The organism is Bacillus salipaludis, from assembly GCF_004358205.1.
Genome location: NZ_SMYO01000048.1, coordinates 1 through 8,249, shown reverse-complemented (window position 1 = coordinate 8,249; position 8,249 = coordinate 1). Strand labels below are relative to the sequence as shown.

The window sequence follows — 8,249 nt, the reverse complement described above, 5'->3', positions numbered from 1 at the left end:
GTTATCAAGACCTAATTTGTAAAAAGTAAAAAAAATAAAGGGCAATACATATTATACATGACTAATATGTATCACCCTTTTAATTCTTGCCCAACAATCGCGCCCGATTGTTGAATAACAAAAATATGAAAAATAGGCGTCAAAATTGGTCACCCGTTTTTAAACTATCGCTCACCATTTAGTTTTATACAGAATCAAAAACAATCCTTATCACCAAAAATGATTTTTAGTTTACCGTTATTTATGATACGGTTCTCCGTATCTAAGTGAGGTTTTTATTCATCCACTTTAAAATACACAGCTACTAATGCTGTTTTCACACAGTTTATATCCCCATGAAATCTCTTTCTGTTCAAAATAAAAAAACATTCAAAGGTCCTAAAAATACTCTCAATCCTTACTTCTTTGTTATAACAAGTATAATAATGATTCTTACTTCAAATATTAAAAAAAAATCTATTGAAGGATATGTTTCAAATGACAATCCATCCAAATAAAAATAACTGCCCAAATTATGAAAAAATTAAATACATCCTCAACGAATCACCAGACTTAATGTGTAGAACACTTGAAGTCGCTGGAGATTGTCTGGAAGTTGTCTTTATGAAAAATTTAATTAAGGCTGAAACAGTTAATGAATATGTAATTAAATTCATTCAACAGCTTCCAGAAAAAGATATAACCTTTTCTTATTTAATGAAAAATATCCCTATTGACGAAGTAAAGATTGACTTTAAGGAACAAGAAATTATTTCTTCACTTTTAAATGGATTCGTTTATATTTACTTATTAAAAGAAAGTAAAGCTCTTTTAGTAAATTGTGCTAATCCAAATGAAAGATCCATCGAGAAAGCAGAAACTGAATCTTTGGTATACGGCCCTAAAATTTCGTTTACAGAATCATTGTCTTCTAATATACAAATTATTAGACAAAATCTAAATAATTCTAATTTGTGTACGGATGAATTAGAAATAGGAGAACGTGTTAAGAAGAAATTAAGAATTATATATATTAAAGATTTAACGGATGAAGACATACTAGAAACACTTAAGCAGAAGCTTGAAAATATTACAACTGATGATATAATTGACAGTTCGGTTTTGTCACAGTGTCTTGAAGATAATCATTATTCTTTTTTTCCACAGTTTATTATGACAGAGCTGCCCGATCGATTTCTCTATTCTATTTTAAATGGAAGGGTTGGTATCCTTTTAGATCGAAGCCCAGTGGCTATTATTGGGCCTGCTAATTTTTTTTCGTTTTTTGAATCAACAGAAGATATTTATTTACGCTGGTCTTTGAGTACTTTCATAAGATTTATACGGTTTTTTGCTATGGCTGGATCACTGCTCTTTACAGCATTCTATGTTGCAATCCTTACCTATCACTTTGAACTTATACCATCTAAATTGTTAATTGTCATTGGGCAATCACGTTCACAAGTTCCTTTTCCCCCTTTACTAGAAGCAATATTAATGGAATTATTAATTGAATTACTTAGAGAGGCAGGGGCACGTCTTCCATCAAAAGTAGGTCAAACAATGGGGATTGTTGGAGGGATTGTTATTGGTCAAGCAACTGTTGAGGCTGGCTTAACTAGCAATATTTTAATTATTATCGTGGCATTTAGTGCATTAGGGGCTTTTTCAGCTCCAATTTATGAGATGGGGACTGCTATAAGAATTGCCAGATTTCCTTTCATTATTCTAGCAGGTGTTTGGGGTTTTAATGGGATTATGATCGGTGTCTGTGTACTAGTTGTCCACTTGTTAAAGTTGACATCCTTAAATAGACCTTATCTTGCACCTCTATACCCGTTTAGGAAAAAGGATTTAAAATACTTCCTCATACGGCTTCCACACCATTTTTATAGGAAACGTCCTGTTGTCAATCGTCCATTAAACGTATTCCGGATAGGATGGAAATTTAAAAAAACAGAAAACGATTTAGATGAATTTTGAGGTGGATAATGAAATCAAATATTAGTTTTGTAAACGCCTATATTGCTTTCTTTATCATTCACACTTCACAAATCGGGATGGGCATACTTGGCGTCCCTAGAATTGTTTTTCTTGAAGCTAAGCAAGATGCCTGGATTAGCGTTCTACTCTCCGGACTATTCATTAGTGTTATCATTTGGATGATAATTAGCATCCTTGCTAAATATGAAAACTGTAATCTTTATGAAATACACGAGAATTTATTTGGTCGCTTTATAGGCAGTATCATCAATACCTTTATTGTTATTTACTTTATTGCAGCACTTTACTCTATCATCATCTCTTATGTTGAATTGTCCCTGACATGGGGATATGAAGGAGTTGATGAATGGGTAGGTGTTTTAGCTCTATTATTAGTAACCATTTATGCCGTATCTGGCGGATTCAGAGTAATTGCAGGGGTATGTTTCTTATCCTTATTAATGACTATATGGCTTGTATTTGTTATTTATCAACCACTTGAATCGATAAACTTCACTAGAATTTTACCCGTCATGTCGGCAACCCCAGCACAAATAATGAAAGGAGTATTTAAAACCAGTTTTACAATGTTAGGTTTTGAAACTTTATTTTTTATTTTTCCATTTATAAAGGAGAAAAAAAAGCTGCTTTTTTTCAGTCAATTAGCAATCTGGTTTACTACACTTATTGTATTAATAACAACTGTTATTTCGATATTATTTTTTAGTCCAAAGGAATTAGAAATACATATTTGGCCTGTGGTCAGTATGATAAGCACGGTCCATTTTCCATTTCTTGAACGGTTTGAATTTATTGCCGTTCCATTATGGATATTGGTTATTTTTCCAAATTTATGTTTATACCTGTTCATTTCTTCAAAAGGAGTAAAACAAATATTTCATTTAAAACAAAAACATGGTATATGGGTAATCTCAATAATCATTTTTATCACGAGTTTTTTTGTCACCAAAAGAGTCGACAATAACCTTTTTTTTGATCAAGTTGGTCATGTCGGCTTTTACCTATGGTTTATCTATCCGATCTTGTTATATTTCATTTCAATCATTAAATCTAAAATTTTTTCACATTCTTAATGGAGTTGAAAAGATGAAAAAATGGCTTATTCTATTTTGTTGTCTTCTCTGTACTGCATGCGTGCCCCCTGGAAAAATATTAGAAAGGCAAGGGATTTCAACTATTATTGGTTATGATTTACTTGATAAAGATACATATAAAGGCTCTATTAGCTTGTTGCAATTCGACCGTAAAGAAGAAAAAACAAGTGTAACCATTTCTGCCGTCGGTACTACAAGCAAACAAATAAGACAAAGGTTAGAACAACAAACAAGCCACGACATTACATCTGGACAATTGAGGACAATACTATTTGATAAAGATATAAGTAAAATGATAGGAATTTCATCTTTTTTAGATACAATGCAACGAGACAGCAGCATTGGATCATTAATATTTTTGGCCATTACAAACAATACTGAAGAAGTCATTAAAAATAATAACTATGAAGAATACCCTGAGATGGGGTCATATATTTATCAATTATTGGATAAGCAAGAAAGGAATGAAATGTTAATAAACTCCAACCTGCATGATTTTTTCTCCACGCTATTCGAAATTGGCATCGATCCTACCTTACCTATTATATCGAATAAGAATGGTGCAGCACCCTATATTGAAAAGGTGGCATTATTTAAGGATGATAAAATGGTCGGTTCTATTTCTTTAACAAAAACCTTGTTCATAAAATTATTTACCAATCGCAGGGCTTCTTTGGGAGATATAACATTAAACATTCCTCTAGAGGTTTTAGAAAAAAAGGGAATACCACTAGTCAAAAAGCCAAAAGGAGATAAATTTAATATTACAATTCGCCCAATAAAGCACCGCGGAAAAGTTGAATTATCTAACGAAGATGACTTTTATCTAAACGCAACGATTAAGGTTTCAACTATAGAAGTACATCCTGCAATTACTCTTAACAATAAGAAATCTATAAAAAAATTGGAGCAACTGCTTGGGGAAGAACTAAGCAAAGATTTGGGGGATTTTCTTGAGGAGTTAAGAAAATTAAATACTGATCCAATTGGCATTGGGAGAAAAATAAAAAGCATCAGAAAATATTCCAATTTAAGTGATAAAGATTTGAGGGAAAAGTATTCAACATTAAAGTTAAAATCAACTATTAAGGTTGAAATAAAACGAACAGGTGCTGTTGATTAGTAAAGATAGTAGAGAGAGTCTTATTCTTCCGTGTTTATTACCTTCACGAATTTACCTGTGAAGAACTTCATTTACTTATGATAAGGCTTAACGAGGTTGATATTAAACATATCTTACTATAATTCAATAACCATATGTAATACCATCATTAACTACAATCCTTGTTCAACAATCTGGCCATTTAGTTGAAGAAAGGAGGGAACGGTGTTCCCTCAGATTTTTTTATATACTTCTGCGTAAGCCACTTTCAATTGTTCTCTTAGTTCTTTGTTTTCACCATCTAGCTTCTTAATTCGACGCTGTAAAGAAGCAATCAGGGCATCTTTATTATTGTCATCCATCTCTCGTTTGATTTGCTTCGATGTAGGTGCTTTCGCTTGTTGTTGTCGCAGGGATTCAATCCGATCACGCAACTCAAGGTTGTTGTATAGCGTAGCTTTCGCTACGCCCGCCTCACTTGCTACACTGTTGAAATTGATGTTCACGTTAGCTCGTACGAGCCGTTGAATGGCTTCATCGACCTTTTGATAGGTGGCCGACTTCCGTGAGGCATGAATCTTTTTTAACTGTTCTCTGCGGTCATAATCAGCCATTTTTTACACCTTGCTTTCTCTTCATGCGATCTTGTCTACCGAAGACGACATGTCCCTCACGGATATTGTCCAATATACCTTGGTATCGCTGTAAGTTCCGTTCGTGCCTTTCTGCCATGTCATCACGGCCATGCTGTTTTGCTATTTCTACGGCTCTAGACGTTGTTTTTACGTGCATTTCGTATTTTTCTACATCCAATTCTGAAAAGCCGATTGCCAAGTCTTTGCACGGGCTTCCTCCATTGCACGTGAGGCAAGGTGGGGCTTCCATATGAGGGCAATTCCCTTTCAACCTTGCATGACACGTCCCGTATGGGTTGTCCATCGCATTCAATTTATGATCCTGCCAGAGAGCTTGAAGGATGTCTTGTGGGATATCTTCAACTGCTTTAATTTCTTGTACTTCACCGTTCAAGTCGAAACTGAATACACCCTGGTTGATGACAGATTCAAATGCCTTACGCTTTGTATCATCTAACAATTTGGCATACCGTAAGGTCATTTCGGGGGAAGCATGGGCTAATAACTCTTGCACTGTTAGAATGTCAACACCACTGTTTAACATTTTTACCGCATAGGTGTGGCGGAATTTGTGAGTCTTAATATTAAAAAGGTTCCCGTTCTCGTCAACAATGTTTTTTTCTTTCGCAAATTCATTCACTCTGTTTCGAACCCAACCTTGAGAGTACGGTCTACCTTTCCGAGCTCCACGATAGCGAATAAAAATAAACCCTTCGGGGTTGTTGTCTTGATTACTATTCTCTTTAGATTTGTGAATGAGAACTGCCAAGATATTTGCCAATTCCTCATCAATCGGAATTCGATGTCCTTTCACATAGGTCTTCTCAATATCAGTCACAATCGAGTATTTGCCGTTAAGCCGTTCCAGACAATCCGAGGTTAATCCCAATACATCCGAAATTCGTAGTCCTGTTTTAAAAGCCACCAATATGACAGGGATGACATCTTTATGTAATTCGTTGATGTGTGTAAAGAGTTGCTCCAATACAAATTCAGGAATGTGTTCAATTTGGTCGATAGACTTTTTCCTTCGTTTAGGCTTGTCCTCTGGAAAGAGTAATAATCCAACATGCTTTTCAGGGGCTATGTCGTATTCATATTTTTGAATATCTTCCAAAAATTTTCCTATGATTTTTAGCCCCTCCGCTATATACCTTTCCGGGTGTGCATCTTTTCGTCTTAAATTGCTTTTGGCGTATTCATGTAACAATTGGATGTATTGCTCCATATGAGATCGTTTGAGTCCTTTTAAATCATCCCATATTGGTTCCAATGAAAATACGAAAGATAAAAATTCAGGTAAATACTTTAAGTATTCTCTTGCTGTACCCCACGAGAAATTGTTCTTACTTAGGAGGCGTTGCTTGATGTATTTTTTTACTTGCCCACGCATGTTTCCTTGTTCAATTTTGGTGAAATCGAGATGATAATCAGATCTGCTTTTGTTATATGCGATTCCATATTTATCATACAACTCTCGCACATCCCATCGGTCTTTATCCCATTCTTCACGCGTATCGGTCAATACAGACAAGTTGTAGTAGATGAATCGCAGAAAGTTTGCTACGGACGACTTACCAGTATATTTACCACGATGTAGAATTCGTTGTGTTTGAAACCCTTGCTCATGTAGCCAAAACAACCATTCTCGCTCTGCCTTCTCGATGTCCAAATCAAGCAGAGATTGAAGGGGAGGGTACTTTTCATTTATAAACCGTGTCAATCTTCGTAAGTTCGTTGCTTGTTTTCCAAAAACACTTGATAAAGACCACTTATCATTGAATAGCTGGTGATAACAGACATACTTTACTTCTAAGTTGACCATAGGGTTTGCGAGTCGGAAATAGATATTTTGTGCAGTTTCTTTATAGTTCCCCATCATCTCCACGAACTGTTTAATATCGCCCACAAAGCCAACATTCCAACTGTCGTTGATCAAGAAGTATGGGTCTTTCACTTGCTGGGTGGTAACGGAACCATCTTCGTGTATGGTCTTAACAGGATAACACGAAAGCTCTTGCTGTAATCGTTCATGAAAACCTAATTCTCCTGTATTTTTTTGTTGTTTCTGTTTCATTCTCTCCCACCTTTCAGTGTTTTTTCTGCATCTCAAATGCGCCCTGTGCCTTTTCCCAATCCTTACGGATGTCTTCTTCTGAAAGATGAAGATACAAGTTCATGGTCGTTTGGATTTGGGAATGTCCCAGACGCTCTTGCACCTGCTTGATATCCTTTGTCTCCTGATAGTACATCGTTGCATGTGTGTGACGGAACAGATGTGGGTGAACATCAATCCCTGTTTTCTGCCGCAACCGTTTGAAAAGAGCCTCGACATCACTGTATGTCATGGGCTTACCCATATTCTTTCCACTCAGCTTCACAAACACGAAGTTGGTATCAATGTCCAGTTCATCAATCACTTCGTACAGGTAATCATCGTATATATCCATCAACGCTTGCGACACAAATATCTCTCGTTCACCTGTTTTGAGCTTCGCGCCGTTCTCCAATTCCCCGCGGTCCGTCAGGCGGATACGGTGCCCTTTTCCATGGTCGAATTTGAAGTCCTCCATGAACAAGGAGAGAGCCTCTCCAATCCGCAATCCTGTTTCAAATAGGAGTTGAATCAGGAAGGTATCCCGCATGTTGGTTGTCGCTGCAATCACTTGTAGTACCTGTTCCTTTGTGAGTGTTTGAATCCTCTTGCGAGGTTCTTTTACCTTCAGCACATTCCGTACGGACGGTTTGTCTTTATTGACGTGATGCAAGAAACCCTTATATCGTGTTTTTCCTCCTGTAAAGACTTGTCGCATCAACTTCTCACCAATGTCATGTGGCAGCTCTTCATTACGATATAAGTAATCATAGAAGTTTGTTACCGCTGTAACCGTAAGGTTCACTGTCCTCTCTGTTTTCTTTGCCTGTACAGGTCGAAGAGACGTCACCTTCGTGCTCTCATAGGGATTCCTTAACCATCCCACAAACTCCGCCAAGTCTTCTAATCTTACATGCTTGTAATCTTTCTCTTTCTCCTGTAAATAAAGGAAATACTGCTTTAGCGCATAACAGTAAGTCTTCTGGGTGTTGCTGCTTTTCCCTGTCACATCCAAATACTTGAGGTACTTGACGACAGGAATTACAGGAAAGCCCTCTCTATCTACTAATATGTATCTCTTTCCTTCCTCTAAGATTACTTCTTGTACACGCATAGATCCTTCAACCCCCTAAACCCTTTTTACGCTCGGTCTTACGACCTCACTACGCCTCCCGCTGTGGGCTACGTCCTCCAACAAAAAAACATATGTTCCTTAATCTTTATATACATATTAGACTATCATTTCAACATCTGGTTATAGATTCCAATATGTATTAAAAAAGAGGATATATGCCATCAAATTGGACAAAGTATTCTCTTCTAAATATAGTCTGTTTAAC

6 protein-coding genes are annotated in these 8,249 nt (G+C 36.4%); 3 read left to right on the top strand and 3 right to left on the bottom strand.

All coding sequences use genetic code 11. The features are described from left to right. Nucleotides 1-477 precede the first annotated feature (477 nt). The 3 genes from E2K98_RS29425 to E2K98_RS29415 are packed head-to-tail and all read left to right on the top strand — an operon-like array spanning nucleotide 478 to nucleotide 4,200. Nucleotides 478-1,962 (top strand): spore germination protein, encoded by a 1,485-nt coding sequence (locus E2K98_RS29425; protein WP_133340447.1) that lies wholly within the window; start codon nucleotides 478-480, stop codon nucleotides 1,960-1,962. Nucleotides 1,963-1,970: 8 nt separating this feature from the next. Continuing rightward, nucleotides 1,971-3,056: a GerAB/ArcD/ProY family transporter gene (locus tag E2K98_RS29420; RefSeq protein WP_133340445.1), complete on the top strand. Its 1,086-nt coding sequence runs from the start codon at nucleotides 1,971-1,973 to the stop codon at nucleotides 3,054-3,056. 13 nt (nucleotides 3,057-3,069) lie between these two features. Next, nucleotides 3,070-4,200, top strand: coding sequence for a Ger(x)C family spore germination protein (locus E2K98_RS29415; RefSeq protein ID WP_133340443.1), 1,131 nt, complete (start codon nucleotides 3,070-3,072; stop codon nucleotides 4,198-4,200). Nucleotides 4,201-4,412: 212 nt separating this feature from the next. Here E2K98_RS29415 and E2K98_RS29410 read toward each other — a convergent pair whose 3' ends face one another. From E2K98_RS29410 to E2K98_RS29400, 3 genes are read right to left on the bottom strand one after another with little or no spacing between them, the layout of a single operon-like run. Then, on the bottom strand, nucleotides 4,413-4,793 hold the full coding sequence (locus E2K98_RS29410; RefSeq protein ID WP_133340441.1) for a DUF6262 family protein: 381 nt from the start codon (nucleotides 4,791-4,793) through the stop codon (nucleotides 4,413-4,415). Next, nucleotides 4,786-6,891, bottom strand: coding sequence for a tyrosine-type recombinase/integrase (locus E2K98_RS29405; RefSeq protein WP_133340439.1), 2,106 nt, complete (start codon nucleotides 6,889-6,891; stop codon nucleotides 4,786-4,788). Before E2K98_RS29405 ends, E2K98_RS29410 begins: the two co-directional genes overlap by 8 nt. 13 nt (nucleotides 6,892-6,904) lie before the next feature. Next, nucleotides 6,905-8,023 carry a tyrosine-type recombinase/integrase gene (locus E2K98_RS29400; protein WP_133340437.1) on the bottom strand — a complete coding sequence of 373 codons (1,119 nt, stop codon included), beginning with the start codon at nucleotides 8,021-8,023 and terminating at the stop codon, nucleotides 6,905-6,907. Nucleotides 8,024-8,249 lie beyond the last annotated feature (226 nt).